At 61.9% G+C, this 23740-nt stretch carries 24 protein-coding genes; 17 read left to right on the top strand and 7 right to left on the bottom strand.

Features of this window, described 5'->3' with window-relative positions; translation table 11 throughout:
• Nucleotides 1–14 precede the first annotated feature (14 nt).
• Entirely contained in the window at nucleotides 15–881 is an 867-nt protein-coding gene (locus tag GGD53_RS03065) for a LysR family transcriptional regulator (protein WP_184453429.1), read from the top strand.
• Nucleotides 882–935: 54 nt separating this feature from the next.
• On the opposite strand, the gene GGD53_RS03070 is transcribed toward GGD53_RS03065, so the two are convergent.
• Nucleotides 936–1382 (bottom strand): host attachment protein, encoded by a 447-nt coding sequence (locus GGD53_RS03070; protein ID WP_184453431.1) that lies wholly within the window; start codon nucleotides 1380–1382, stop codon nucleotides 936–938.
• 417 nt (nucleotides 1383–1799) lie between these two features.
• On the opposite strand from GGD53_RS03070, the gene GGD53_RS03075 reads away from it, so the two are divergent.
• On the top strand, nucleotides 1800–2225 hold the full coding sequence (locus GGD53_RS03075) for a PilZ domain-containing protein (protein WP_184453433.1): 426 nt from the start codon (nucleotides 1800–1802) through the stop codon (nucleotides 2223–2225).
• A gap of 169 nt (nucleotides 2226–2394) precedes the next feature.
• On the top strand, nucleotides 2395–3507 hold the full coding sequence (locus GGD53_RS03080) for a pyridoxal phosphate-dependent aminotransferase (protein WP_184453435.1): 1113 nt from the start codon (nucleotides 2395–2397) through the stop codon (nucleotides 3505–3507).
• Nucleotides 3508–3568: 61 nt separating this feature from the next.
• On the opposite strand, the gene GGD53_RS03085 is transcribed toward GGD53_RS03080, so the two are convergent.
• On the bottom strand, nucleotides 3569–4006 hold the full coding sequence (locus GGD53_RS03085; RefSeq protein ID WP_184453437.1) for a VOC family protein: 438 nt from the start codon (nucleotides 4004–4006) through the stop codon (nucleotides 3569–3571).
• 197 nt (nucleotides 4007–4203) lie between these two features.
• Nucleotides 4204–4473 carry a sel1 repeat family protein gene (locus GGD53_RS03090; RefSeq protein ID WP_011424668.1) on the bottom strand — a complete coding sequence of 90 codons (270 nt, stop codon included), beginning with the start codon at nucleotides 4471–4473 and terminating at the stop codon, nucleotides 4204–4206.
• A 444-nt stretch (nucleotides 4474–4917) separates the two neighbouring features.
• Here GGD53_RS03090 and GGD53_RS03095 point away from each other — a divergent pair, with 444 nt between their 5' ends.
• The 3 genes from GGD53_RS03095 (at nucleotide 4918) to GGD53_RS03105 (ending at nucleotide 7241) form a co-directional block, all read left to right on the top strand.
• Nucleotides 4918–5256 carry a DUF2147 domain-containing protein gene (locus GGD53_RS03095; protein ID WP_085858965.1) on the top strand — a complete coding sequence of 113 codons (339 nt, stop codon included), beginning with the start codon at nucleotides 4918–4920 and terminating at the stop codon, nucleotides 5254–5256.
• Between the two features lie 215 nt (nucleotides 5257–5471).
• Nucleotides 5472–5651 (top strand): hypothetical protein, encoded by a 180-nt coding sequence (locus tag GGD53_RS03100; RefSeq protein ID WP_064809967.1) that lies wholly within the window; start codon nucleotides 5472–5474, stop codon nucleotides 5649–5651.
• An 87-nt stretch (nucleotides 5652–5738) separates the two neighbouring features.
• Entirely contained in the window at nucleotides 5739–7241 is a 1503-nt protein-coding gene (locus tag GGD53_RS03105; protein ID WP_184453440.1) for an AMP nucleosidase, read from the top strand.
• Between the two features lie 9 nt (nucleotides 7242–7250).
• Here the strand turns inward: GGD53_RS03105 and GGD53_RS03110 are convergent, their stop codons facing one another.
• Nucleotides 7251–7466, bottom strand: coding sequence for a hypothetical protein (locus GGD53_RS03110; RefSeq protein WP_246717689.1), 216 nt, complete (start codon nucleotides 7464–7466; stop codon nucleotides 7251–7253).
• Nucleotides 7467–7622: 156 nt separating this feature from the next.
• Between GGD53_RS03110 and GGD53_RS03115 the strand changes: the two genes are divergently transcribed.
• Genes GGD53_RS03115 through GGD53_RS03130 form a run of 4 tightly spaced genes read left to right on the top strand, consistent with a single transcriptional unit; the run spans nucleotide 7623 to nucleotide 9959 of the window.
• Nucleotides 7623–7973 carry a YciI family protein gene (locus GGD53_RS03115; RefSeq protein WP_184453443.1) on the top strand — a complete coding sequence of 117 codons (351 nt, stop codon included), beginning with the start codon at nucleotides 7623–7625 and terminating at the stop codon, nucleotides 7971–7973.
• A gap of 12 nt (nucleotides 7974–7985) precedes the next feature.
• Nucleotides 7986–8345, top strand: a complete 360-nt coding sequence (locus GGD53_RS03120) for a YciI family protein (RefSeq protein WP_184453445.1) — start codon at nucleotides 7986–7988, stop codon at nucleotides 8343–8345.
• Between the two features lie 2 nt (nucleotides 8346–8347).
• Nucleotides 8348–8707, top strand: a complete 360-nt coding sequence (locus GGD53_RS03125) for a YciI family protein (protein WP_184453447.1) — start codon at nucleotides 8348–8350, stop codon at nucleotides 8705–8707.
• A gap of 10 nt (nucleotides 8708–8717) precedes the next feature.
• Entirely contained in the window at nucleotides 8718–9959 is a 1242-nt protein-coding gene (locus GGD53_RS03130) for an RNA polymerase sigma factor (protein ID WP_184453448.1), read from the top strand.
• Here GGD53_RS03130 and GGD53_RS03135 read toward each other — a convergent pair.
• A complete protein-coding gene (locus GGD53_RS03135; RefSeq protein WP_184453450.1) occupies nucleotides 9927–10889 on the bottom strand; it encodes a lysylphosphatidylglycerol synthase domain-containing protein in 963 nt (320 codons plus the stop codon). The genes GGD53_RS03130 and GGD53_RS03135 overlap by 33 nt on opposite strands.
• A gap of 183 nt (nucleotides 10890–11072) precedes the next feature.
• Here GGD53_RS03135 and GGD53_RS03140 point away from each other — a divergent pair, with 183 nt between their 5' ends.
• From GGD53_RS03140 to GGD53_RS03155, 4 genes are all read left to right on the top strand, one after another.
• Nucleotides 11073–12566, top strand: a complete 1494-nt coding sequence (locus GGD53_RS03140) for an ArnT family glycosyltransferase (RefSeq protein WP_184453452.1) — start codon at nucleotides 11073–11075, stop codon at nucleotides 12564–12566.
• Nucleotides 12567–12704: 138 nt separating this feature from the next.
• Nucleotides 12705–13721, top strand: coding sequence for a glycosyltransferase family 2 protein (locus tag GGD53_RS03145; RefSeq protein WP_184453454.1), 1017 nt, complete (start codon nucleotides 12705–12707; stop codon nucleotides 13719–13721).
• A gap of 12 nt (nucleotides 13722–13733) precedes the next feature.
• The gene (locus GGD53_RS03150; RefSeq protein ID WP_184453456.1) at nucleotides 13734–15233 is read left to right on the top strand and encodes a glycosyltransferase family 39 protein; all 1500 of its coding nucleotides are present in this window, start codon (nucleotides 13734–13736) and stop codon (nucleotides 15231–15233) included.
• Complete coding sequence (locus GGD53_RS03155; RefSeq protein WP_184453458.1) at nucleotides 15234–16721, top strand: ArnT family glycosyltransferase; 1488 nt, start codon at nucleotides 15234–15236, stop codon at nucleotides 16719–16721.
• Nucleotides 16722–16727: 6 nt separating this feature from the next.
• Here GGD53_RS03155 and GGD53_RS03160 read toward each other — a convergent pair whose 3' ends face one another.
• Nucleotides 16728–18095 (bottom strand): aspartate aminotransferase family protein, encoded by a 1368-nt coding sequence (locus GGD53_RS03160; protein ID WP_184453460.1) that lies wholly within the window; start codon nucleotides 18093–18095, stop codon nucleotides 16728–16730.
• A gap of 83 nt (nucleotides 18096–18178) precedes the next feature.
• Here GGD53_RS03160 and GGD53_RS03165 point away from each other — a divergent pair, with 83 nt between their 5' ends.
• Nucleotides 18179–19528 (top strand): glutamine synthetase family protein, encoded by a 1350-nt coding sequence (locus tag GGD53_RS03165; RefSeq protein ID WP_184453462.1) that lies wholly within the window; start codon nucleotides 18179–18181, stop codon nucleotides 19526–19528.
• A gap of 12 nt (nucleotides 19529–19540) precedes the next feature.
• On the opposite strand, the gene GGD53_RS03170 is transcribed toward GGD53_RS03165, so the two are convergent.
• Entirely contained in the window at nucleotides 19541–20485 is a 945-nt protein-coding gene (locus GGD53_RS03170; RefSeq protein ID WP_184453464.1) for a diacylglycerol/lipid kinase family protein, read from the bottom strand.
• Between the two features lie 297 nt (nucleotides 20486–20782).
• Here GGD53_RS03170 and GGD53_RS03175 point away from each other — a divergent pair, with 297 nt between their 5' ends.
• Entirely contained in the window at nucleotides 20783–22006 is a 1224-nt protein-coding gene (locus tag GGD53_RS03175) for an MFS transporter (RefSeq protein WP_184453466.1), read from the top strand.
• A 262-nt stretch (nucleotides 22007–22268) separates the two neighbouring features.
• Nucleotides 22269–23642 carry a magnesium transporter gene (gene mgtE, locus GGD53_RS03180; RefSeq protein WP_184453468.1) on the top strand — a complete coding sequence of 458 codons (1374 nt, stop codon included), beginning with the start codon at nucleotides 22269–22271 and terminating at the stop codon, nucleotides 23640–23642.
• Nucleotides 23643–23740: the final 98 nt, after the last annotated feature.

Here is a 23740-nt window from a genome sequence, read left to right on the forward strand (position 1 = left end):
GGGGGTTTTCATCCATGAAAGAGGCGAGCTGGGACGATCTGCAGCTTTTCTTCCATGTCGCGACCGGCGGCGGGCTTTCGGCAGCGGCGGCGCGGACGGGGCTCAGTGCGCCGACGATCGGCCGGCGCATGCTGGGACTCGAACGGGTGACCGGCCGGTCGCTGTTCAACCGCGGCCCCACAGGCTACCTGCTTGCCAAGGACGGCCAGGAGCTGCTCGATCGCGTCCGGCTGATGCAGGATGCGGCGCGGGCGATCTCCGACTGGCGCGGTGAAGTTCTGACGCTGCCGATTGTGTCGACAGTCGTCGACAGCTGGACGTCGCGCTTCATCGCCGACCACCTGGCCAGCGTCTGGACGCCGAAAGACTGCTTTCGCATGTGCTACAAGACCCGTGACGCGAGTGTCGATTTCACCTATCGCGAGGCGCATATCGCCATTCGCCACAGCCGGCCGGACAGCGGCAACGTCGCGATCCGCCGTTCAGTCAACGTCGCGCATGCGGTTTATCAGGCAGCCGATTATGACGAGACCAATTGCAACTGGATCTCGCTCGGAACGGACATCGCCATCACACCGGCGGACAAGTGGACTTTCGAACAGCCGGATTATTGGATCACCAGCTGGACGAACACGCCGCATATGCTCTTTTACCTGATCCGAGGCGGCGCCGGCCGCGGCGTGATGCCCTGTTTCATCGGCGACCGGGAGCGCAAGCTCGTCCGCGCCGGGCCTATCATCGATGAATTGACCTACGAGATGTGGATCGTCGCGCATGACGACGAGCGGCAAAGGCCTGAAGTCAGGACGGTCATCGATCGCCTGGCCACATTGTTTGCCGATCATGAAGATCTGTTTGCCGGAGAGAGGCCGTTGGTCTGAAGCGAACAAGAAATGCGGGCCACCGGGCCCGCGTTAGCTCACCGGTTGGTTTCATCACGCGGCGAGATGCCGCTCGATCTCGTCGATCGGCAGATTGGTATAGTCTTTCGCCAATTCCGCTAATATCGCTGCCTGCGTCTCGGCGCTCAGCGCCGGCCGCAGGGTGCCGAGCGCCTTCGGCGGCGCGATGAGGACGATACGGCGCGCATCCTTTGCCTGCGTCAGCTCGTCCATTCGCTCCGCCACATGTTTCAGAAATTGCGCTTCGGCCTGCTCCTGCCAGCTGGTCTCTTCGACAGCGCTGCGGCTCCATCCATCAGCGGCATGGCTGCGGCCAGGCTTGTCGGTGCCGAGCTCGCGATCGGGCTCGTTCGGCTGCGTCAGGGTTTCCAACACCTTCAGGTTCATCAGCTGGGCATCGCCGGCATTCTGCATAATCAGGGCCTTGGCTCCATTGCAGACTACGACCCATGATTTCCCGGGGATTCTGATGTCGGTCATCTTCAACTCCTCGCTGTCGTCATCGAAGCGCCCTCGCTTCATCGATCGAAAGCGCGTCGCGATCTTTCAGATTCGCTCCTTGCGCTTTCGGTGTTTGTTTTTACGCATGTCGTTACCGCAAAACCGATGACACTTTTGGGCGACATGCTTTAGGCAGAACGCCCGGCCATTGAAAGAGTTCGGGAAAACTGCGCCGAAATCGGTCGGGGCACAGTCCGTAATGCGTTTTGGCAGCACAGTCTGCGTGCCGATTGTGAACATTCGGCGTCCCGCATGGAAACAAAATTTGAACTCGTTAAAATTGTCTTTTTATATTTGACGAATGTGCAAAACATTCATGTGACCGTGGCTGAAGCAAGATCAGCTTGCTCCAGAGCAAGAACCCCCAATTGTGCCCTGTCTGACGGAGAATGTAAGATGACTATGCTCCGCGCCACACACCTTGCAACGGTCAAGTCCGCCATTTACGACCTGCGCTGGGAAGAGTTCAACGTCAAGCGCCCGGCCCGTATCGTCGCCGTCCGGCCGTGCCTCACCGGCGTCTCGATGCGAAGCGCCGAGATCATCGACATATCGCAGGGCGGTGCGACGTTCATTGTCTCGACCACGGCTGGTCTGCCGAAACATTATTATCTCAACATTCTCGGCCTGGCCTATCGCATCGGTTGCGCCGAGGTCTATCGCAATAAAGAACGCATCGGCGTAAGGTTCATCAACCTCCTGGACCCCGAGGTTCTGCGCCGCGTCGTGCGCGCCGATTTCCTTGTCGGCAATATGGAAGCGATCGACGCCCGGCGTGCACCGATGTTCCGCGAGACGAGGCCGGCGGCCAGTCTCGCATAAGTCGTCGATCGAAGACGAAATCAGGCGGCGATTCAAAGCGCTCGCCGTCCCTGCCGCGTTTGAATAGGCGGGCCGGGCTGCTGTGGTTGCGGAATAATCTTGCTTGCCTTGGCCGTGCCCGGGCCTATTGTTGCGCCTGATCTCAACATGTCCGGGAAACCGCCTTCGCATGTCCGCCTTCTCGCGCTTCACGCCCCTTATCAGCGGCCTGCCCTCCACAGTTCCCTTTGTCGGCCCCGAGGCCATCGAACGCCAGCGCGGACGTGCCGTTCTGGCGCGCATCGGCGCCAATGAGAACGGCTTCGGCCCGGCCCCCTCCGTGCTTGCCGCGATGCGCGAAGAGGCACGCGACATCTGGAAATACAACGACCCGGAAAATTTCGCGCTGAGGGAAGCGCTTGGCGCGCATCTTGGTGTGACGGCCGCCAATATCGCCATCGCCGGCGGCATTGACGAATTGCTCGGCCAGATCGTCCGGCTGGTGATCGAGCCGGGGGCGCCCGTCGTTACCTCGCTCGGCGCCTATCCGACATTCAATTTCCATGTCGCCGGTTTTGGCGGCCGGCTGGTGACCGTCCCCTACGCAAACGACCGCGAGGATCTCGACGGGCTGCTCGACGCGGTCAGGCGCGAGAATGCGCCCCTCGTCTATTTCGCCAATCCCGACAATCCGATGGGAAGCTGGTGGGACGCCGACAGCATTGTCGCTTTCGCCCGGGCGCTGCCCGAGACCACGATGATGGTGCTGGACGAAGCCTATAGCGAAACCGGGCCGGCACATTCGCTGCCGTCGATCGCTTCGCTCATCGAGTTGCCGAACATCGTGCGCACCCGCACCTTTTCCAAGGCTTACGGGCTTGCCGGCTCCCGCACCGGCTACGTGATCTCGACCTCAGGCACGGCGCAGGCCTTCGACAAGATCCGCAATCATTTCGGCATGAACCGGCTGGCGACGGCCGCAGCGCTGGCCGCGCTCAAGGACCAGGCTTATCTGGCCGAGGTGGTCGGGAAAATCCATGCAGCACGGGAGCGGATCGGCCGCATCGCCCGGGCAAACGGTCTTGAGCCGCTGCCCTCGGCGACGAATTTCGTGGCGATCGATACCGGCCGCGACGGCGCCCATGCGCGGGCGATCGTCGATGGCTTGATGGAGCACGGCATCTTCATCCGCATGCCGGGCGTTGCGCCGCTCAATCGCTGCATCCGCGTCAGCGTCGGACCGGAGGCTGAGATGGCGCTGTTCGAGGAAGCGCTGCCGCAGGTCCTGAAAACGCTCGCCTGAGGTTGTCATTCTGCCCGATCGCCGACATGGTCAGGTCTTCGGCATTTGCCTGCGTATTGCGTCAGCTGAGTTCCTGGGCGAGGCCGATCAGAATCCCTTCAGGTCCGCGGATATAGCAGAGCCGATAGGCGTCCTTATATTGAACGACCTCCCCTACGAGCTGCGCGCCGCGCCTGCGGAGCCTTTCAAGCGTCTCGTCAATGTCATCCACTGCGAACATGACGCGGAGGTAGCCGAGGGCGTTGACCGGGGCGTTCCGGTGATCTGCGACGACATCAGGCGCCAGGAAGCGGGAGAGCTCGAGCCGGCTGTGGCCGTCCGGTGTGCGCATCATGGCAATCTCGACACGCTGATCGCCCAGTCCGGTGATCCGTCCGGCCCATTCACCTTCGACCGTGGCCCGCCCTTCGAATTCGAGGCCGAGTTCGCGAAAGAAATCAATCGCCTCTCCGAGGTCTTCGACGACGATTCCCACATTGTCCATTCGCTTGAGCGCCATGTTTTTGATCTCCAAGGTGTCGTTGCAATCGACAAGGTATCGCCTCGTCCAACAAAGGACGTCTGAGGCGTCCCAACACCGACAGCCTCAGAAACGTCTGTTGGAGCGCCGTAGGTCCTTTTGGACACGCGGCGCTCCAACACGTCGAATTGGGGTATTATTCCGACTGAAATCGCTTCAGATTTTCGGTCGATGCGTTAGTGAACCGTCATCCATTCGCGGGCAGCGCGCAGTGCTTCCACGAGCTGCATCTTGTTCATAGCGGCGGCCACGTCGGCGCGAAGCTCGGCGGCGCGGTCGTTGCCCTTGATCGCGGCGATGTTCAGCCACTTGTGGGCGGCAACGAGATCGACGGCGCAGCCGCGGCCGGTTGCGTACATCAGACCCATTTCGCAGAAGACATCGGCGCTGTTGTTGTCGCCACCCATGGTGGCCGTTTCAGCATTGTGCATTTCAAAGCGTGCCATCGGTTTTATCCCTGTTAGCCTGTTTATGACTTACCCTGTTTTACCTTCGGACCCTGCCGTCTATCGCGGCTTTGCGGCCCTTCCGGTCCGGCGGGTTTGGCCCCGCTCGTCTGATGGCTTGACTATGCCAAAGGGCTTTCAAAAAACGCCTAAAATGCATGATTAATTTGAGACAAACAAACTGCAAACGCTTGGTAAAATTGGGTTTTTGTTAAACATCGGATTCCCTGGGATTTAAGCATTTTCGCTCAAATTTTACAAAAAATTCAGATTCCCAAATAAACGGATCATTCATCATGAAATCAGCAGGTGACGGGTTTAAAAGCTCTACGGTCGGCTTTTCGGCTGCTTTCAGCTAGCGGCGAACGGACAGCCGGCTCTATTTACCTTTACGTTCGCGTCAGTTATTTTTGCGACCGGTCAGAGGACATCAGGGAGGAAAAGATGATCCGCAGTCTCATTCTTGCCGGCGCTATCGCCGTGATCGCGGGTACAGCCCATGCCGAGGAACCTATCGTCGGCAAGTGGAAGACGGCTTCCGGCGAAACGGCGGTGATTGCCGCCTGCGGCGGGAGTTATTGCGTGACGCTGAAAACCGGCAAATATACCGGCCGCAAGATCGGCACCCTCGCCGGGACCGGCGGCAGCTATGCCGGTGAGATCACCGACCCCGCCGCCGACAAGACCTATAGCGGCTCAGGAAAGATTTCCGGCAATTCACTGAAGATGCAGGGCTGCGTGATGAATATCCTCTGCAAGACGCAGACCTGGACGCGGCTCTGACGCGCTAAGGCCGACGCAACAATCATCCCAAACATCTAATCATGCCGGCCGAAATGCCGGCGTGCCTCAAAGCCTTCTCCGGCTTGCCGATCCTCACTGCAATCGCCCGAACTGCCCCGCAAGCTGAACGGCGGATGAACCGGCATCTCAGCACTCGTTCAGCCGAGGTGTGGCAAAACTCATGTCACGGTTAGGTTGCGTATCGGGGGCCTGGGATGAACTTCTATATTCTGGCAAGACGTTTCACCATCATCACGCTGTTCGCGGCGATCTTCGCCGTCACATTTTCGGCGGTCGTCGTGCACAATGGCGGCGGCGGCACGCAGTCGCATTTCGGTGCGAGCTATACCTGCCTGGAGAGAAGCGGAACCTTCTGCGCACCCACGGTGCGGTGACCGGCATCAGACTCGCGAGAAGATAAAAAATCGGATTCCGCCGGCGCGCGTCGTTTGCTTGTCAAAAACAACTCTCTATAATGCGTCATGAACAAACGAATCTCCCCTCTGTCGCCCCTCGACATATCCTCTCCGCCTCCTTTCCAGCCCGAGAGTTTCGATGATCCGGCCAAGGCCGTCGAGACGCTGACAGCGCTTTATGAACGCAATACGGCGTTCCTGATCCAGAGCTTCACCGACCTTGCCCAGGGCGCTCCGATCGCCTCGCGCTACCGCGCCTTCTATCCGCAGGTCAGCATCGAGACGACGAGCTTCGGCCATGTCGATTCGCGCCTCTCCTACGGCCATGTCACGGCGCCCGGCATCTACACGACGACGGTCACCCGGCCGAAGCTCTTCAAGCATTACCTGAAGGAGCAGCTGTCGCTTTTGATACGGAGCCACAATGTTCCGATCGTCGTCTCGGAATCCTCGACGCCGATTCCGCTGCACTTCGCCTTCGGCGAGGGCGCGCATGTCGAAGCATCGGCCTCAGCCTTCGTCGACGTTCCAATGCGCGATATCTTCGATACGCCCGATCTTAACACCACCGACGACGAGATCGCCAACGGCGAATATATTCCGCCGCCGGGAGAGCCCTCGCCGCTTGCGCCATTCACCGCGCAGCGCATCGACTATTCCCTCGCCCGGCTGTCGCATTATACGGCGACGCATGCCGAGCATTTCCAAAACTTCGTTCTGTTTACGAACTACCAGTTCTATATCGACGAATTCTGCAGTTGGGCGCGCAAGCTGATGGCGCAGGGCGGCGATGGCTACACGGCCTTCGTCGAGCCCGGCAACATCGTCACCCTGCCCGGCTCGAGCGTGCCGCAAACGGATGCTACACTGACCCGCCTGCCGCAGATGCCAGCCTATCATCTGAAGAAAAAGGGCCATGCCGGGATCACCATGATCAATATCGGCGTCGGCCCCTCCAACGCCAAGACGATCACCGACCACGTCGCCGTGCTGCGCCCGCATGCCTGGCTGATGCTCGGCCACTGCGCCGGCCTGCGCAACAGCCAGCGGCTCGGCGATTACGTTCTCGCCCATGCCTATATGCGCGAGGACCATGTTCTCGACGACGACCTGCCGGTGTGGGTGCCGATTCCGGCGCTGGCCGAAGTGCAGGTGGCGCTGGAAGCGGCCGTGGCCGAAATCACCGGTTACGAGGGTTTCGAGCTGAAGCGCATCATGCGCACCGGCACAGTCGGCACGATCGACAACCGCAACTGGGAACTGCGCGACCAGCGAGGGCCGGTGAAGCGGCTGTCCCAGGCGCGCGCCATCGCGCTCGACATGGAATCGGCCACGATCGCCGCCAACGGCTTCCGCTTTCGTGTGCCCTACGGCACGCTGCTCTGCGTCTCCGACAAACCGCTGCACGGCGAGTTGAAGCTGCCTGGCATGGCGACGGCCTTCTACCGCACGCAGGTGAACCAGCATCTTCAGATCGGCATCCGTGCCGTCCAGAAGCTGGCCGCCATGCCGAAGGAAGCGCTGCATTCGCGCAAACTTCGCAGCTTCTTCGAAACGGCCTTCCAATAGGCCGTTTCTTCATCGGCCCGTCAGGACAGGCGCCGAACTCTGGGCAGGCATCTGCGGCCTGCCGGCAGCAATATTCAGCACTGCAATCAACAGGGTAAAAGCGACGAAGATGAAAGCGACGCGCAGAAGGGCCTTCAGGCCACCGCTTTCGTCGAATGCCAACGCGCGCTTCTCATGGCGCCGCGCCCAGATCTGGCTTGCCAGTGCGATTTCAAGAATACTCATTGCCATTCTCCTCGACAGGTTTCGACGAAGCGTTGTCGAGTGCTGTCTTGCGATTTCGACGCCGGACCGGCACAAAAGATTTTTTTCCGCCGCTGTCGAAATGCGTGCGGCTCGGTCGTCCAGGGTTGTTGAACACGCACAAGGAGGCTGTCCGCGATGAAATATCTCTGTCAGGTCTGGTTCGATGGCGCAGTGCTCGGCGCCAGGACGAAAGAGGAAAAGGCCGAACTCGGCACGGACTCACTCAACTATGACAAGGCGCTTGCCGAAAGCGGGCATCTGATCGTCGCCCATGCGCTGCAGCCGCCGACATCGGCGGTGACCGTCCGGGTACGAAGCGGTGAGACGTCAGTGACGGACGGTCCTTTCGCCGAGACGAAGGAAGCGCTCGGCGGCTTCATCCTGATCGAGGCCAAGGATCTCAATGAAGCAATCCTCGTTGCGGCCGGCATCCCGCTCGCTATGCTCGGCGCTATCGAAGTGCGGCCAATACACGAATTCGGCTGAGGAGGTCATATCATGAAGTTTCTGGGTCAGATCTGGTTCGATACCGAAAAGAGCAAACGTGTCACCCGTGAGGAGTGGGAGGCCGTTACGCAGGAATGCATCGTCAGTGACGACCACTGGCGCGACAGCGGTCATATGTTGAGCGCGCTGGCGCTCTATGAGCCGGAACAGGCCGTGACGCTTAGGGTTCGCAACGGCTCCGTCGCCGCCACAGATGGTCCCTTCGCCGAAACCAAGGAGCATCTCGGCGGCTTCGTGGTGATCGAGGCCAAGAATATGGCGGAAGCACAGTCGATCATTTCCACCTTCCCGATCCTCAAATATGCATCGATCGAAATCCGGCCGGCCTATTCGATCAAGGATGGGAAATAGCCATGCGCTTCGTCTGCCTCATCTATAATCCCGCCGACGCGGACAGCACACTCAGCCAGGCCGAGGGCGATGAGCTCGTGAGGGCGCATTTCCGCTATGACGAGGAGCTCGAGCACAAAGGCATCATGATCCATTCCGATGCATTGGAAGGTCCTGACAGCGCCTCGGTGCTGAGAGTGCGCCATGGCATTCTGTCTTCGACCGACGGCCCCTATGTCGAGACAAAGGAACATCTGGCCGGCATCTACATCATCGAGGCCGCCGATCTCGAAGAGGCGCGCAAAGTCGTCGCGGGCATTCCAAGCGTCCGGGTCGGGGCGATCGAATTGCGGCCGGTGAGAACGCTCACCCTGCCACAGTGAGGATAGGCACTTGGAACGGGTGATCGAGGACCTCTATCGACAGCATTCGCGCCGGGTGCTGGCGACGCTAATCCGCCTGCTCGGAGATTTCGATCGGGCGGAGGAAGCGCTTCAGGATGCCTTTGCCGCGGCCGCCCGGACATGGCCGACGGATGGCATCCCCGGTAACCCGTTCGCCTGGCTCGTCTCAACGGGACGTTTCAAGGCGATCGACACCATCCGGCGGCGAGCGCGCTTCGATGCCTCGCAGCAGCACATCGAGGACAGCCTCTACAGCGTCGACGAAACGGAGATCGGCGATATGGAAGCGATCGAAGACGACATGCTGCGGCTGATTTTCACCTGCTGCCATCCCGCTATTCCCGCCGACGCGCAGACGGCGATGGCGCTGCGGGAAATCTGCGGATTGACCACCGAAGAGATCGCCCATGCCTTTCTCGTTCCGGCGCCGACGGTCGCCCAGCGGATCGTCCGCGCCAAGAACAGGATTCGGTCGGCGAAGATTCCCTACGAAGTGCCGGACCGCGACGCACTGCCTCAGCGGCTCGATCAGGTGCTGCACGTCATCTATCTCGTCTTCAACGAGGGTTATTCCGCCTCGTCAGGTATAGACGTGGTTCGCGCCGACCTGACCGCCGAGGCGATTAGGCTGGCGCGGCTGCTTCTGACGCTGCTGCCACATCCCGACGCAAGCGGTCTGCTGGCGCTGATGCTGCTGCAGGAGTCCCGCCGCCTGGCACGCAGCAAAGAGCAGGGGTCGCTGGTGCTGCTTGCCGACCAGGACCGCTCGCTCTGGGACCATGCAAAAATCGCGGAAGGCCTGGCGCTGCTCGCCGAAGCGATGCGGGCGGCAGAGCTCGGCGCCTATACGGTGCAGGCAGCGATCGCTGCCGAGCACGCCAGGGCGCCGACCGCCGAAAAGACCGACTGGCGGCGGATCGCGTTCTACTACGATCTGCTGCTGGCGGCGCAGCCATCGCCGATCGTGGAACTCAACCGCGCCGTTGCAATCGCCATGGCGGAAGGGCCGGCAAAGGGACTGGATCTGATCGATGCCATTCTTGGGCGCCAGGAACTCAAGGCCTATCACCTCGTCCATTCGGCGCGCGCCGATTTCCTGCGCAGGCTCGATCGCACCGAAGAGGCGATCGCTGCCTATCAAACGGCGCTGTCGCTCTGCCGGCAGGAGCCGGAGCAGGCCTTTCTGCGAAAACGGATTTCAGAGCTTGCCGCGGCGCCCGAGCGGCAGTGAGATTGCGGTGCCCGTCAGCGCCGAGACGATGATCAAGAGATGCGCATTGACGCTTGCCTGCGCCAGCGCAGCCAGAGCCATCCGCTCGCTCGAGGCTCCGAGCGCAATGGCGCCGGCGGTGATACCGGCCGGATAGGTGCCGACGCCGCCCGGCGCGTGCACCGGCAGAACAGAGGAGAGTTCGCCGCCGAGCGCGCCGCCGAAGCTTGCCGCCATCGGCAACACACCCATTAGGCCGAGCGCCCAAGCGAGCACGATCACCTTCACCAGCCAGTTGACGATGGTCATCGCCCAAGCGCGCGCAAAGGCCGCGGCATCGAGCGGCAGCCCGTTTTCGATTTCGACCACGAATTTCTGCGCCTTATCAGGCAACAGCCTGGCGGCGACCCGCAGAAGCGGCTTGCGTGCAGCGAAGGCTGCGACCGGCAGCAGCAGGAAGACCGCCCAAAGCGACCACGCGACGAGCGCATCGGCCGCGGCGAGCGCAAAGCCGATGCCGGCCGCCGCCAGCAGGGCGTGCAGGTCGAGCAGCCGCATCACCAGGAGCGCTGAGGTTCCGCGGGTCAGCGGGATGCCGAACTCGGTGCGCATCAGCAGCGGAAAGCTGGTCTCGCCGGTGCGGAAGGGCAGCATGATGTTCAGGAGATTGTGGATCTGGGTGACGCGAAAGAGGGTCGCGAACCGGCCCGCAGTTTCCTTGGGAAAATAGTCGTAGATGCGCCAGGTGCGCAGGAAATAGGTGCTCGTCAACGCCACGAGCGCGCCGATCACCGGGCCTGCCCCGACATCGGCCCATTGGCTGATGATGACGGGCCAACCCCAGAACCATTGCACGAAGAGCGCATAGGCTGCGACAATTACGACCGTCAGCGCCGTCATGCGATTGCGCATAAACCAGGACTGCTGGCTTTCAACGATCGAACTCTTCATGTAGTAGGCAATCCTCGCTTGGCGTCGGCATGAGCCTCGGCTCCATTGCCAGGCGTTTTAGGAGAAATGAAGGTTGGGCACAACGGCGGAGTTGAAGCGACGGCGGCGAGATCGCTTTAAGGCAGACAACCGCCGCGGCAGACCGACAGATCACGGCGCCTTGCCGGCTTGACTTGGAGATCGATGTTGGAGCGCATTACCAGAAACATTACGAGCGCGAGCATTTTTCTGGCAGTCTATTTCCTGCTGAACATCGTGCTCCGCATCGCATTGCCCCATACGCTCGATCTCGACGAGGCGGAACAATCGTTCTACTCGCAATATCTTCTGGCCGGCTACGGCCCGCAGCCGCCCTTCTACAACTGGATCCAATACGCCATCGTCTCGGTCACCGGGATCACGATGTGGGCGCTCTCGGTTCCGAAGAACATCATTCTCTTCGGCTGCTATCTGTTCTATGGGCTTGCTGCCCGCGAGGTGCTGAAGAGCCGTCTGCTCCCGCCCATCGCCATGCTGAGCCTGATCACCCTGCCACAAGTCGGGCTGATGGCGCAGCGCGAACTGACCCACACCGTTGCCCTGCTGTTTGCGACCTCGCTCTTCCTCTTCGGCTTTTTTCGCACACTTCGGCAGCCGACGATCGGCAGCTATCTCGTCATCGGCATCGCCACCGGCATCGGCCTCATCTCTAAATATAATTTCGCCATTCTGCCGTTTGCCACCTTCGTCGCAGTCCTGGTGGACCGAAAGTGGCGCAGCCGGCTGATCGACTGGCGTCTGCTGCCGGCGTTCGCAATCGCCATTCTGATCGTTCTGCCGCATGCGCTCTGGCTGCCCGATAATCTCCTCAGCGCTTCGGCCCCGACCATGGAGCGGATGACCGCCGAGCACGAGGCCGCCGCTGGCCTTCCCCGTATCGGACAGGGGCTGTTGTCCCTCGTCATCGCCGTCCTCGGCTTCGTCGCGTTGTCGATCGTTCTCTTCGCGGCAGCCTTCCGACGGGATTTCTTCCATGCGCTTTCCGCGTCCAGCCCGATGATCCGGGTCATCGAGCGGATGATGATCGTCAGCCTGCTTGCCTTCGTCGGTGTCGTCATCGTCGCCGGCGCAAGCGATATCCATGAGCGCTGGCTCGACCCGTGCCTGCTCGTCCTGCTGATCTATCTGTTCCTGAAGCTGGAAACCGCAGGCTTCGATCTTTCCGCCGGCCTTGCATGCTTCCGGCCTGTGGTGCCGGTCTTCATGGTCGTCATCCTGGCGATCCTTCTGCTCAGGATCGTCGCCATGCAATATACCGGCGTTTATACGAGAACGAACGTGCCCTTCTCCGGCTACGTGGCCGAACTGACCGCGACCCGCAAGCCGGTGCTCATCGTGGCGGGAACCAAGTTCGTGGCCGGCAACATGAAGCTGGAATTCCCCGACGTTCCCGTCGTGATCCCGTTCTTTCCAGGCCCCGGGGTACCTGAATATGCGGCTGCGAAGGGTCCTGTGCTCGTCGTCTGGCGCGGAGAAACCGCAAATGACCCCACCATTTCTCCCGACTTTGCCGATGATCTCGTGAAATCGGGTATTCATCTGCAGGAGGTGAAGACGCTGACCCTTCCCTATCTTTTCGGTGACGGCAAACATACGTTCTCGATTGGGTATTCCTGGGTCGAAGGCGGCGCGAAGTAGGGTTGCGGCAAGTCGGCCGATTGCGGGGAAAGCGGCATTGCCCGCTGGCAACGGCCGGACACTTCATGTAGTAGGCTTCCGCAAGCGCGGTGGCGGCAGTAAGATTGCAAGGCCGCCCGGCCTTTTGGAGATGCAAAGTTGCAGACAACGGTAGAGCCCATTCGCGGCACGAATGATCCGGTACAATCGCTCGAGCTGTCGCTGGTCGTGCCCGTTTTCAACGAAGAGGAAAGCGTCGGTCCGCTGGTCGAGCGCATCGTTGCGGCGATGGCCGAGTATCCGCATCGCTGGGAACTGATCCTCGTCGACGACGGCAGCACGGATGCGACGCTCGTCAACGCCCGCAGATTCGTCGGCCGCGAGGGCCTGGCGCTCCGGATCGTCGAGCTGCAGCGCAACTTCGGCCAGACCGCCGCCATGCAGGCCGGCATCGATACCGCCCGCGGCCGGCTGATCGCGACGATGGACGGCGATCTGCAGAACGACCCGAAGGATATCCCTGCGATGGTCTCCGAGCTGGAGCGGCGCCAACTCGACCTCCTGGTCGGCTGGCGCAAGAACCGCAAGGACGGCCTGTTCCTACGCAAGATTCCGTCATGGTGCGCCAACTACCTGATCGGTCGCATCACCGGCGTCAAGCTGCATGATTACGGCTGCAGCCTGAAGATCTACCGGGCCTCGATCATCAAGCAGGTGAAGCTGATGGGTGAAATGCACCGCTTCATCCCGGCCTGGGTGGCCGGTGTCGTCCCGAGCTCGCGCATCGGCGAGATGGCCGTCACCCACCATGCTCGCGAGCACGGCGTTTCGAAGTACGGCATCTCGCGCACATTCCGCGTCATCCTCGACCTGCTGTCGGTCATGTTCTTCATGCGCTACAAGGCAAGGCCCGGCCATTTCTTCGGCTCGCTCGGTCTCGGTCTCGGCGCGGTTGCCATATTGATCCTGCTCTATCTCGGCTTCGACAAGTTCATCCTGGGCAACGATATCGGCACACGCCCGATGCTGATGGTCGGCGTCGTGCTGCTGCTTTCGTCGGTGCAGATGATCACCACCGGCATTCTGGCGGAAATGATCGCGCGCACCTATTATCGTGACGATGCCTCCCCGAACTATATCGTGCGGCAGATCTTCGACGATCAAAGCCAAGCGTAAACCGGCAGCACGATGCTTGACCGCGCGACGAGGACGATCAGAACCGCGGCGCTGCTGCTTGCAGCCTATTTCGTGCTGAACATCGCGCTGCGACTGGCGCTCCCGCACGCGCTGGAGCTCGACGAGGCCGAGCAGTCCTTCTTCTCGCAATATCTGCTGGCGGGCTACGGTCCGCAGCCGCCCTTCTACAACTGGATGCAATATGCCGTCGTTTCGGTGACCGGCTTGTCGATGAGCGCGCTTATCATCCCGAAGAACATCCTGCTCTTCCTGTGTTACCTCTTTTACGGCCTTGCCGGGCGCGAGGCACTGAAGGACCAGAAGCTTGCCGCCGTCGGGATGATGGCGCTGATCACCCTGCCCCAGGTCTCCTATATGGCGCAGCAGGATCTGACCCATACGACGGCGCTGCTCTTTGCAAGCTCGCTCTTCCTCTACGGCCTCTTCCGAACGCTCGAGCGACCCGGCATCGGCAGCTACCTCCTGCTCGGACTCGCCACGGGCATCGGGCTGATCTCGAAATATAATTTTGCGCTGATGCCCGCCGTGGCGCTGATCGCCATCCTGCCCGATGCCGAATGGCGGCGCAGGGCGCTGGACTGGCGTATCCTGGCGGCGATCGCCGTCGCGCTCGTCATCGTGTTGCCGCATGCGATCTGGCTGCGGAGCAACCTCGAATTCGCCTCCTCCGATACTCTGGTCAAGATGGCCGCGGGCAATGAACCGGCCGGCGCCTTGCGAATCGGCAAAGGCATTCTTGCCTTTCTCATCGCCATCATCGCCTTTGCAGCGCTGCCCGTCGCCATTTTCGCCGCCGCCTTCCGCCGCGATTTCCTCCGGGCGCTCTCATCCGGAAACCGCTGGACGGGGATGCTGGAGCGAATGATGCTCGCGAGCCTCGCCGGCATTCTTCTGATCGTGCTGTTCACCGGCTCCACGACAGTGCGTGAACGCTGGCTCGACCCGTTCCTGCTCGTGCTGCCGATCTACTTCCTGGCAAAGATGCAGGCGGCCGGGCTCGACCTTTCCGCCGGGCTGCGCCGCTTCCGGCCCGTCGTGCCGGTGCTGATGGCCTGCGTCCTGGTCGCGCTCGGCTTCCGCGTCGTCGGCGCCGGGCTGATCGGCACCTACAGCAGGCCTAATGTGCCGATGGCCGATCTCGCGCACGATATGACGCGGCAGGCCGAACCTGCGCTGGTGATCGCCTCGGATACCTATGTCGGCGGCAACATGCGCCTGCAGTTTCCTGACTTGCCCGTGGTGATCCCGGATTTCCCCGCACCCGGCATTCCGGCCTATGCGACATCGGACGGGCCGGTGCTCATCGTCTGGCGCGGCAAGAAGACGGCGACGGCCGCGGATGCGGTCATGCCGGAGCGATTTTCGTCGGCGCTGGCGGCGGCCGATATCGCACCGCAGGAGATCGGCGCCTTGTCGCTTCCCTATCATTTCGGCCGCCAGGGCGATAATTTCGCACTCGGTTATGCCTGGGTTCGGCCGGGAGCGAGATAGATGAGCGAGACGAGCCTTCGTGACGTCAGGTGGATTTTCATCTTGCTGGCCGCCTATTTCGTCCTTCAGATCGGTGTGAGGCTGGCGACATCGCATTCGCTCGATCTCGACGAGGCCGAGCAGGCCTTTCGCTCGCAATGGCTCGCCGCCGGTTATGGCCCGCAGCCGCCCTTCTACAATTGGCTGCAATATGCCGTCTTCCAGTTTGCCGGCGTCTCGCTTGCCGCCCTGTCCGTCGTCAAGAACCTTCTGCTGTTCACCTCCTATCTGCTGTATGGCCTGACGGCGCGGCTCGTCCTGCGCGACAAGGCGCTCGTGGCGATCGCAACACTCGGGCTGCTCACAATCCCGCAGATGGTTTTCGAGATGCAGCGGGACCTGACGCACACGGTCGCCGTCTTCTTTTCAGCCAGCATCTTCTTCTACGGCTTCGTCCGCAGCCTGAAGCAGCCAAGCCTCGCCTCCTATCTGATTGCAGGTATCGGCATCGGTTTCGGCCTGCTTGCCAAGTATAATTTCGCCATCCTGCCGGCGGCGGCCCTGATTGCCGCGCTGGCTGATGCACGCCTGCGGCCGCGGATCTTCGACCGGCGGCTGGCGCTGACCGCGGTCGTGGCGCTCGTCATCATCCTGCCGCATCTCTTCTGGCTCAAGGACAATCTCCATTTCGCAACCGCGCGCACGCTGGAGAAGATGACCGCGAGCGGCCATGCGAGTTATTCCATGCAGGTCGCCATGGGCATCGGCTCGCTCGCTCTCTCGGTCATCAGCTTCGCTGGATTGACCGTGGCGGTGTTCGCGATTGTCTTCGGCAAGAAGCTTCGCGCAGCGTTCGCCGCTCGATCGGAATGGACCGGGCTTCTCGAGCGGATGATGCTTGTCTTCGTCATCGGCATTTTGTTTTTGATCGTCTTCGGCGGCGCGGCCGGCATCAAGGATCGCTGGCTGGTGCCGATGCTCTTCATCGTGCCGCTCTATCTTTGCCTCAAGATCGAGGCGGCGGGCGCGGAAACCGACGAGGCATTCCGGCGCTTCATGCCCGTCGTCGCAATCATCATGATCGGCGTGCCGGCCGCCCTTTACGGCAGCGTCGCGGCGGCACGCTTCACCGGTCATTACGAACGATTGAACAGACCCTATGCTACGATGCTGGGAAACCTGCGCCAACAGGCGGAACCGGCGGCAATTCTTGCCGGCGACAGCCTGCTTGCCGGCAATCTCAGGCAGGATATTCCCGGGGTGCCGGTCCTCTCCGTCGATTATCCCGGCTTCCATCCGGATCTGACCGGCCGGCGACCGCTTCTCCTTGTCTGGCTGATACCGCCGAACGGAGGCAGCGAAGCGCTGCCGCCTGATATGGCGCAATGGCTCCAGGGCAATCTCGGCGCCTCCGCGCCTGGGATGTCGGTGATCGACGTTCCCTATTTCTACGGCCGCGGCAAGGACAGCTATCGCTTTGGCTATGCCTGGATCAACCAGCCGGGCTGAACGAAATCAGGATTTCATCTCCTTCCAGGCCGCATCCAACGCCAACCTCGTGATCCTCGCCATCTCGTCCACCTCGGCGTGGCTGATGACGAGCGGTGGCGAGGCTAGCATACGGTCGCCGGTGGCGCGCAGCACGAGGCCGTTCGCCAGTGCGTGGTTGCGCACCAGCGTACCGACCTGATCGGGCTTTTCATAACGGCTGCGCGCGCTCTTGTCGGCAGTAAGCTGCAGGCCGCCCATCAGGCCGATGCTGACTGCCTCGCCGACAAGATCGTGTTCGGCGAGCGCTGCCCAGGCCTTGCCGAAATAGGGACCGATATCGTCGCGCACGCGCTCGACCATTCTCTCCTCTTCGATGATGCGCAGGTTTTCGAGTGCGGCGGCGGCGCAGACCGGATGGCCGGAATAAGTGAAGCCGTGGTTGAAGTCGCCGACCTCGTTGATCAGCACGTCGGCAATTTTGTCGCTGACGAGCACGCCGCCGATCGGCAGATAGCCGGAAGACAGTCCCTTGGCGATCGGCGCGAGATCCGGCTCGACGCCGAAATGCTGATGGCCGAACCAGGCGCCGAGACGGCCGAAACCGCAGATCACCTCGTCGGTTACCAGCAGAATATTGCGCGCCTTGCAGATGCGGTCGATCTCCGGCCAATAGGTCTCAGGTGGGATGATGACGCCGGCAGCCCCTTGCACCGGTTCGGCGACGAAGGCGGCGACATTCTCTTCGCCGAGCTCATCGATCTTCGCTTCCAGCTCACGCGCGACCCTGAGGCCGAATAAGGCGGGCGAGAGATCGCCGCCCTCGCCGTACCAATAGGGCTGACCGATATGGACAATACCCGGGATCGGCAGATCGCCCTGCTCGTGCATGTATTTCATGCCGCCGAGGCTGGCGCCGGCAACGGTCGAACCGTGATAGCCGTTCTTCCTCGCGATCACGATCTTCTTCGATGGCTTGCCGAGGGCGCTCCAATAGACGCGGGCCATGCGAAACCAGGTGTCGTTCGCTTCCGAACCGGAGCCGGTGAAGAAGATATGGTTGAACCGTTCGCCGGCATGGGACGCAACCTTCTGCGCTAGCAGCGTCGCCGTCATCGAGGTCGTGCCGAAGAAGGTATTGTAATAGGGCAGTTCATTCATCTGCCTTGCGACGGCCTCAGCAATCTCCCTGCGACCGTAACCGATATTAACGCACCAGAGACCGGCGAAGCCGTCGAGATATTTCCTGCCTTGGCTATCGAAGATGTAGACGCCCTCGCCGCGCTGAATGATGCGCGTTCCCTCGGCATTCAGCTTCTTCATGTCGGCGAAGGGGTGCAGATGGTGCGCGGCGTCGATAGCAGCAAGATTGGAGGGCGGGTAAGTATCGGGCATGACTGGTAAAAGACCCTCGCGGATTGAAAGGCTGCTTTCGATGGGCTAGGAGCTTGGCCTTGTCCCGGAGGATTTTCAAGGTCATGGCGAACGACAGGATGGACGGCAAGGCCGATGGAGACCCGCGTTTCGAGATCCTGATCGTCGGCATGAACGGCGAGCTGCGCGGCAAACAGCTTCCTTCCGGCAGCGAAGGCAAGGTCTGGGCCGGCGAAATCCGCCTGCCGACCTCGACGCAATCGCTGGACATCTGGGGCGACGACAATGACGACATCACCGGTCTGTCGCTGACGATCGGCGATCCCGACGGCATGGTGGTTCCCGACCGCCGCAGCCTCGCGCCGATCCCCTGGGCGCCGGAGGGCTCCATGCAGGTGCTGGCCACTATGTGCGAATTCGACGGCACGCCGAGCTTCATGGATCCGCGCGCGATCCTTGCCTCGATGGTCGAGCGCTACAGGCTGCGCGGACTGACGCCTGTCGTCGCGACCGAATTGGAATTCTACGTGATGTCGGGAGACTGGCGCGAGACCGGGCGCCCTTCCCCGCCCGAAAGCCTCACCTATCGCGGCGAACCGAACGGTTTCCAGCTCTACGACATGAGCGCCGTCGATGCGCTTGACGCCTATCTGCAGACGCTGAGGGCCTATGCGAAGGCGCAGGGGCTGCCGGCGGACGCGACGACAGCGGAATTCGGGCCCGGTCAGTTCGAGGTCAACCTCATGCACCGCGCCAATGCGCTGGCGGCCGCCGACGACTGCCTCTACTTGAAGCGCATCGCCGAACAGGCGGCGCGCCGCCACGGGCTGAAATCGACCTGCATGGCCAAGCCCTATTCCGATCATGCCGGCTCCGGCCTGCATGTGCATGTAAGCGTCATCGACGAACAAGGCCGCAACATTCTCGATGCCAAAGGCGGCGAGCCGAAGCTGCTGAAATCGGTTACGGCAGGCCTGCTCGACAGCATGCGCGAGGCGCAGCTGGTCTTCGCCCCCTTCGCCAATTCCTACCGACGCTTTCAGCCGGGTTCCTTCGCGCCCGTCGATCTGAGCTGGAGCAACGGCCATCGCGGCACGGCAATCCGCATCCCCGAAAAGGATGGACCGGCCGCACGCATCGAGCATCGCGTCGCCGGCGCCGACGCCAATCCCTATCTGCTGCTGGCGGCGATCCTCGGCGGCATGCTCGCAGGGCTCGACCGCGAGCTCGATCCCGGTGAGGAGACGACGCCCGTGCACACGCCCGCCAATACGACGCGACTGACGCATGATTTCCTGAGCGCGGTCGAGACCTTCCGCACCTCGCGTTTCATCGCCGATATCTTCGGTACCCGGTACCAGACGCTCTACGGCGACACCAAACGCAAGGAAGCGCTGGCGCATCTGCGTACGGTCTCCGACTTCGATTACCGCACCTACCTGCCGCGTCTCTGAAGCCTCCGGCTTTTACGCCGCGGGTTCGCGGCGCTCGTCCGCATCGATCTGAGCCGCCAGACCCTGCTTGACGAGAACCTTCAGTTCGCCGGGATGCAGACGGATCAAGACGTCGCGTTCGAGCGGCAGCAGCTCGCCGTCCATGACGCAATTGGCCTTGGAGCGCAGTTTCGGGAAATGCAAGCGCACTTCCGCCGGATGCATCACCATGACATCGGCATTCTCGCGCACCTTGCCACGCAGCATATCGATGGCGAGGCGGGCTACACCGAGCGGCTTCAGCGGATTGGCGGTATAGAAGCCGAGCTCGCCGCTTCTCAGATTATCGGCATAAAGCAGCGCATTTTCGCCGAAGGGATTGTTGGAGACAGAGACTGCCGAGACCCTGCGGCGCTCGCGCCTGCCGGCCGCCTCGAACTCGACCTCGAATTCCGGGGGATTGAAGATCACGCCGAGAGCGGCCTTCGCGCTTGCCCTGATCTTGCCCAGCCGTGAGCGATAGCTATAGGCGTTGCGGTAGCGCACCATGCGGGCATGCAAGCCTGCGGAAAACTGGTGGATGAAGGGGCGGCCGTTGGCGCTGGCGATATCGACATTGTCGATCTCGCCTGATGCAAGCACGTCGAGCGCCTGCCAGATGTCGAGCGGCACGCGCAGCGAGCGGGCAAAGAGGTTCATGGTGCCGGCCGGCACGACGCCGAGCGCGATGCCATTTTTCCAGGCGATGGAGGCCGCTGCCGAAATCGTGCCGTCGCCGCCGCCGGCGACGATGCCGTCGATATCGTCGCGTTTGGCCGCCCGCTCCATGGCGGGGATGATTTCCTTTCCCGAGAAAACGATCGCGTCGAAATCATGCCCGGCGTCGCGGAAAGCCGCTTCCGCCCTCTTCTCGTAGGCCAGCATATCGGTGGTCTTGAAGGTACCGCCGTCGCGATTGAAAAAGCCTACAAGCTTCATGAGGGCTCCCGTTCCTGGCGCGGAAATGGTCCTGTCTTGCTCCTCAGATGGTTGCGCCACCGGCGATTTCAAGCGCCGCTCCTCCACGGCAGGAAATGACAGAAATGCAAATATTGCAACGGATATATGCACATAGCAGGACCCTGCACTGCGAAAATTGCACTCGACGCCGGCCGCTGCATTGCGGATAGATCGGATATCGGAGAGATCATCTCCACTTCCCGCCATTTATCCCGATCGCCTCGCGGCCGACGCCAGGGGTTATTGCCAAGCAGAAAATCTTTCCACGGAGCTCTCATGACTGAGATCGCCATCAGTGATTCCATTGGAACCCGGCCGGATGACGAACTGCCATCGGCAACGACCGTGGCTTTGGTTCAGCTGGCGCTCGCTTGCGGCGGCTTCGGCATCGGCACCGGCGAATTCGCAATCATGGGGCTGCTGCCCAATGTCGCCGATACCTTCTCGGTGACGACGCCGCAGGCGGGGTACGTCATCAGCGCCTATGCGCTCGGCGTCGTCGTCGGCGCACCCGTCATCGCCGTTCTTGCCGCGAAGATGGCGCGCCGCACGCTGCTTTTGACGCTGATGCTGGTCTTTGCCATCGGCAATATATCGAGCGCCATGGCGCCGACCTTCGAGGCCTTCACCATGCTGCGCTTCATCACCGGCCTGCCGCATGGCGCCTATTTCGGTGTCGCCGCGCTTGTGGCCGCCTCGATGGTGCCGGTTCATCGGCGGGCACGCGCTGTCGGACGCGTCATGCTCGGACTGACTGTCGCCACGCTTCTCGGCACGCCACTGACGACGTTTTTCGGCCAATCGCTCGACTGGCAGGTGGCGTTCCTGTCGGTCGGCGTCGTCGGCCTGCTGACAGTGGTCTTGATCTGGGTCTACGTGCCAAAGGACAGGGTTTCCGAAGAGGCGAGTTTCTCACGCGAACTCGGCGCGTTCCGCCGACCGCAGGTCTGGCTGACGCTCGGCATCGCCGCCGTCGGCTATGGCGGCATGTTTGCAATGTTCAGCTATATCGCCGCGACGACGACCGAGGTGGCGATGTTGCCGGAAACAGCCGTTCCGATCATGCTGGTGCTCTTCGGCGTCGGCATGAATGCCGGCAATTTCATCGGCTCGTGGCTCGCCGACAAATCGCTGCTCGGCACGATCGGCGGCTCGCTCGTTTACAATATCGTCGTGCTGACCACCTTCTCGCTGACCGCCGCCAACCCCTATATGCTTGGCCTCTCGGTCTTCCTCGTCGGCTGCGGTTTTGCCGCCGGGCCGGCGCTGCAGACGCGGCTGATGGATGTCGCCGCCGATGCGCAGACGCTGGCCGCGGCTTCCAACCATTCGGCCTTCAACATCGCCAATGCGATCGGCGCCTGGCTCGGCGGCCTCGTCATCGCCTGGGGTTACGGTTTTGCGGCCACCGGCTATGTCGGCGCAGCATTGTCCTTCCTTGGCCTCTTCGTCTTCGCCGCCTCCGCCCGCTTGGAGCGTCGCAGCACGCAGATGGCGTAGCGATCTCCGCCTGCAACGCGCGCAGGTGCGACATTCTGGCGTTAGGCATTTAGCCGGCTTGACTTTTTCCGCGTTCGGGAACACCTAGCATACACTTGGACGGCACCTGTCGGCCACGGATTTCAACGGAGTCATCTTAGCGATGCCAAGCGACAGTAGCAGTCGATTGCCTTTGCCGTACGCGGCCGCCCTCGTGCGCTGACCGACTCCTGTCGGCTCGCCCGATCGGACGCTACGGCGGATCGACGGAAAGGCGAGCCTCATGAATATCAATCGCTTCCCTCTTCGGGCAGGCCATGCCGCCCGCGCCTTCATCAACAACAGCCGCGGCGCAACGATCGCCGAACGCGTCGACGCGTTGAACGCGCTCAGCATTCAGGACGCCGGGCGGGTGCTGTCGGGCATGCCGCTCGACTATGCCGTCAACATTCTCGACCGGCCGGAGCTTCGCAACGCCGCACAGATCCTCGCGCTGATCAGCGCCGAGGACGCCGCACGACTGCTGCACGGCATGTCCAACGACCGTGTCGCCGACGTGCTGCTGGAACTCGACGGCGAGACCCGCGCCCGGCTGTTCTCCAGCCTCGATGAGCCGGTGCGCGTCGCTATCCAGCACCTGATGGGCTATCCGCCGCGCACGGCCGGCGGCATCATGACCACGGAATTCGTCAGCGTGCCGGATAGCTGGACCGTTGCCCAGACGCTCGATCATGTGCGCCAGGTCGAACGTTCGCGCGAGACGGTCTACGCCATCTACGTGCTCGATGAGGTCAGCCATGCGCTGATGCATGTAGTAACACTGCGCCGTCTCATCACCGGCGAGCCGGATGCCTCCATCCTCACGGTCGCTCAGAAAGGCGCTCCAGTTTCGGCCGATCCGCTGATGAAGCAGGAGGACGTCGCCCGGCTGATCCGCAAGCACGACCTGCTTGCCCTGCCGGTGACCGACGAACATGGGCAGGTGCTCGGCATCGTCACGGTCGACGACGTCATCGATACGATGATCTCGGACACCACGGAAGCGGCCCAGAGGTTCGGCGGCATGGAGGCGCTCGGTCAGCCCTATATGAAGATCGGCTTCGCCGGCATGATCCGCAAGCGGGCCGGCTGGCTCGCCGCCCTGTTTCTCGGCGAGATGCTGACGGCGAGCGCCATGCAGCATTTCGAAGGCGAGCTGGAAAAGGCCGTGGTGCTGACGCTGTTCATCCCGCTGATCATGAGCTCGGGCGGCAATTCCGGTTCGCAGGCGACGTCACTGATCATCCGGGCCTTAGCCCTCGGCGAGCTGAAGCTTTCGGACTGGTGGAAAGTGCTGTTCCGCGAACTGCCGACCGGCATCGTGCTCGGCGCGATCCTCGGCCTCGTCGGCTTCATCCGCATCGTCTTCTGGCAGTCGGCCGGGCTCTACAATTACGGCCCGCACTGGCCGATGGTCGCCGTCACAGTGTTCGCCGCGCTGATCGGCATCGTCACCTTCGGCTCGATCTGCGGCTCGATGCTGCCCTTCGTGCTGCAGAAACTCCGACTTGACCCGGCCAGCGCCTCGGCCCCGTTCGTCGCCACGCTGGTCGATGTCACCGGCCTCGTCATCTATTTCTCGGTGGCGCTGCTCATCCTCAGCGGGACGCTGCTGTAGCGGGGTACAGCCCGGGCTGATGCCTGACAGAATGAACCGGGTTGATGGTCGACAAGTCATAGTGTGTCGGAGGGAGGGCTTCCGATGCCATTTGTGGA

Origin of the sequence: Rhizobium aethiopicum (genome assembly GCF_014197535.1) — a bacterium.
Classification (GTDB): domain Bacteria; phylum Pseudomonadota; class Alphaproteobacteria; order Rhizobiales; family Rhizobiaceae; genus Rhizobium; species Rhizobium aethiopicum_A.

Bases quoted from the DNA above. Each gene is read 5' to 3' on its own strand.
- GGD53_RS03070 (WP_184453431.1), bottom strand. From the start codon at position 1,382: ATGACCGACATCAGAATCCCCGGGAAATCATGGGTCGTAGTCTGCAAT.
- GGD53_RS03125 (WP_184453447.1), top strand. From the start codon at position 8,348: ATGCGCTTCGTCTGCCTCATCTATAATCCCGCCGACGCGGACAGCACA.
- GGD53_RS03140 (WP_184453452.1), top strand. From the start codon at position 11,073: ATGTTGGAGCGCATTACCAGAAACATTACGAGCGCGAGCATTTTTCTG.
- GGD53_RS03115 (WP_184453443.1), top strand. From the start codon at position 7,623: ATGAAATATCTCTGTCAGGTCTGGTTCGATGGCGCAGTGCTCGGCGCC.
- GGD53_RS03175 (WP_184453466.1), top strand. From the start codon at position 20,783: ATGACTGAGATCGCCATCAGTGATTCCATTGGAACCCGGCCGGATGAC.
- GGD53_RS03110 (WP_246717689.1), bottom strand. From the start codon at position 7,466: ATGAGTATTCTTGAAATCGCACTGGCAAGCCAGATCTGGGCGCGGCGC.
- GGD53_RS03075 (WP_184453433.1), top strand. From the start codon at position 1,800: ATGACTATGCTCCGCGCCACACACCTTGCAACGGTCAAGTCCGCCATT.
- GGD53_RS03100 (WP_064809967.1), top strand. From the start codon at position 5,472: ATGAACTTCTATATTCTGGCAAGACGTTTCACCATCATCACGCTGTTC.
- GGD53_RS03150 (WP_184453456.1), top strand. From the start codon at position 13,734: ATGCTTGACCGCGCGACGAGGACGATCAGAACCGCGGCGCTGCTGCTT.
- GGD53_RS03095 (WP_085858965.1), top strand. From the start codon at position 4,918: ATGATCCGCAGTCTCATTCTTGCCGGCGCTATCGCCGTGATCGCGGGT.
- GGD53_RS03160 (WP_184453460.1), bottom strand. From the start codon at position 18,095: ATGCCCGATACTTACCCGCCCTCCAATCTTGCTGCTATCGACGCCGCG.
- GGD53_RS03080 (WP_184453435.1), top strand. From the start codon at position 2,395: ATGTCCGCCTTCTCGCGCTTCACGCCCCTTATCAGCGGCCTGCCCTCC.
- GGD53_RS03105 (WP_184453440.1), top strand. From the start codon at position 5,739: ATGAACAAACGAATCTCCCCTCTGTCGCCCCTCGACATATCCTCTCCG.
- GGD53_RS03155 (WP_184453458.1), top strand. From the start codon at position 15,234: ATGAGCGAGACGAGCCTTCGTGACGTCAGGTGGATTTTCATCTTGCTG.
- GGD53_RS03090 (WP_011424668.1), bottom strand. From the start codon at position 4,473: ATGGCACGCTTTGAAATGCACAATGCTGAAACGGCCACCATGGGTGGC.
- GGD53_RS03120 (WP_184453445.1), top strand. From the start codon at position 7,986: ATGAAGTTTCTGGGTCAGATCTGGTTCGATACCGAAAAGAGCAAACGT.
- GGD53_RS03170 (WP_184453464.1), bottom strand. From the start codon at position 20,485: ATGAAGCTTGTAGGCTTTTTCAATCGCGACGGCGGTACCTTCAAGACC.
- mgtE (WP_184453468.1), top strand. From the start codon at position 22,269: ATGAATATCAATCGCTTCCCTCTTCGGGCAGGCCATGCCGCCCGCGCC.
- GGD53_RS03065 (WP_184453429.1), top strand. From the start codon at position 15: ATGAAAGAGGCGAGCTGGGACGATCTGCAGCTTTTCTTCCATGTCGCG.
- GGD53_RS03085 (WP_184453437.1), bottom strand. From the start codon at position 4,006: ATGGCGCTCAAGCGAATGGACAATGTGGGAATCGTCGTCGAAGACCTC.
- GGD53_RS03135 (WP_184453450.1), bottom strand. From the start codon at position 10,889: ATGAAGAGTTCGATCGTTGAAAGCCAGCAGTCCTGGTTTATGCGCAAT.
- GGD53_RS03165 (WP_184453462.1), top strand. From the start codon at position 18,179: ATGGCGAACGACAGGATGGACGGCAAGGCCGATGGAGACCCGCGTTTC.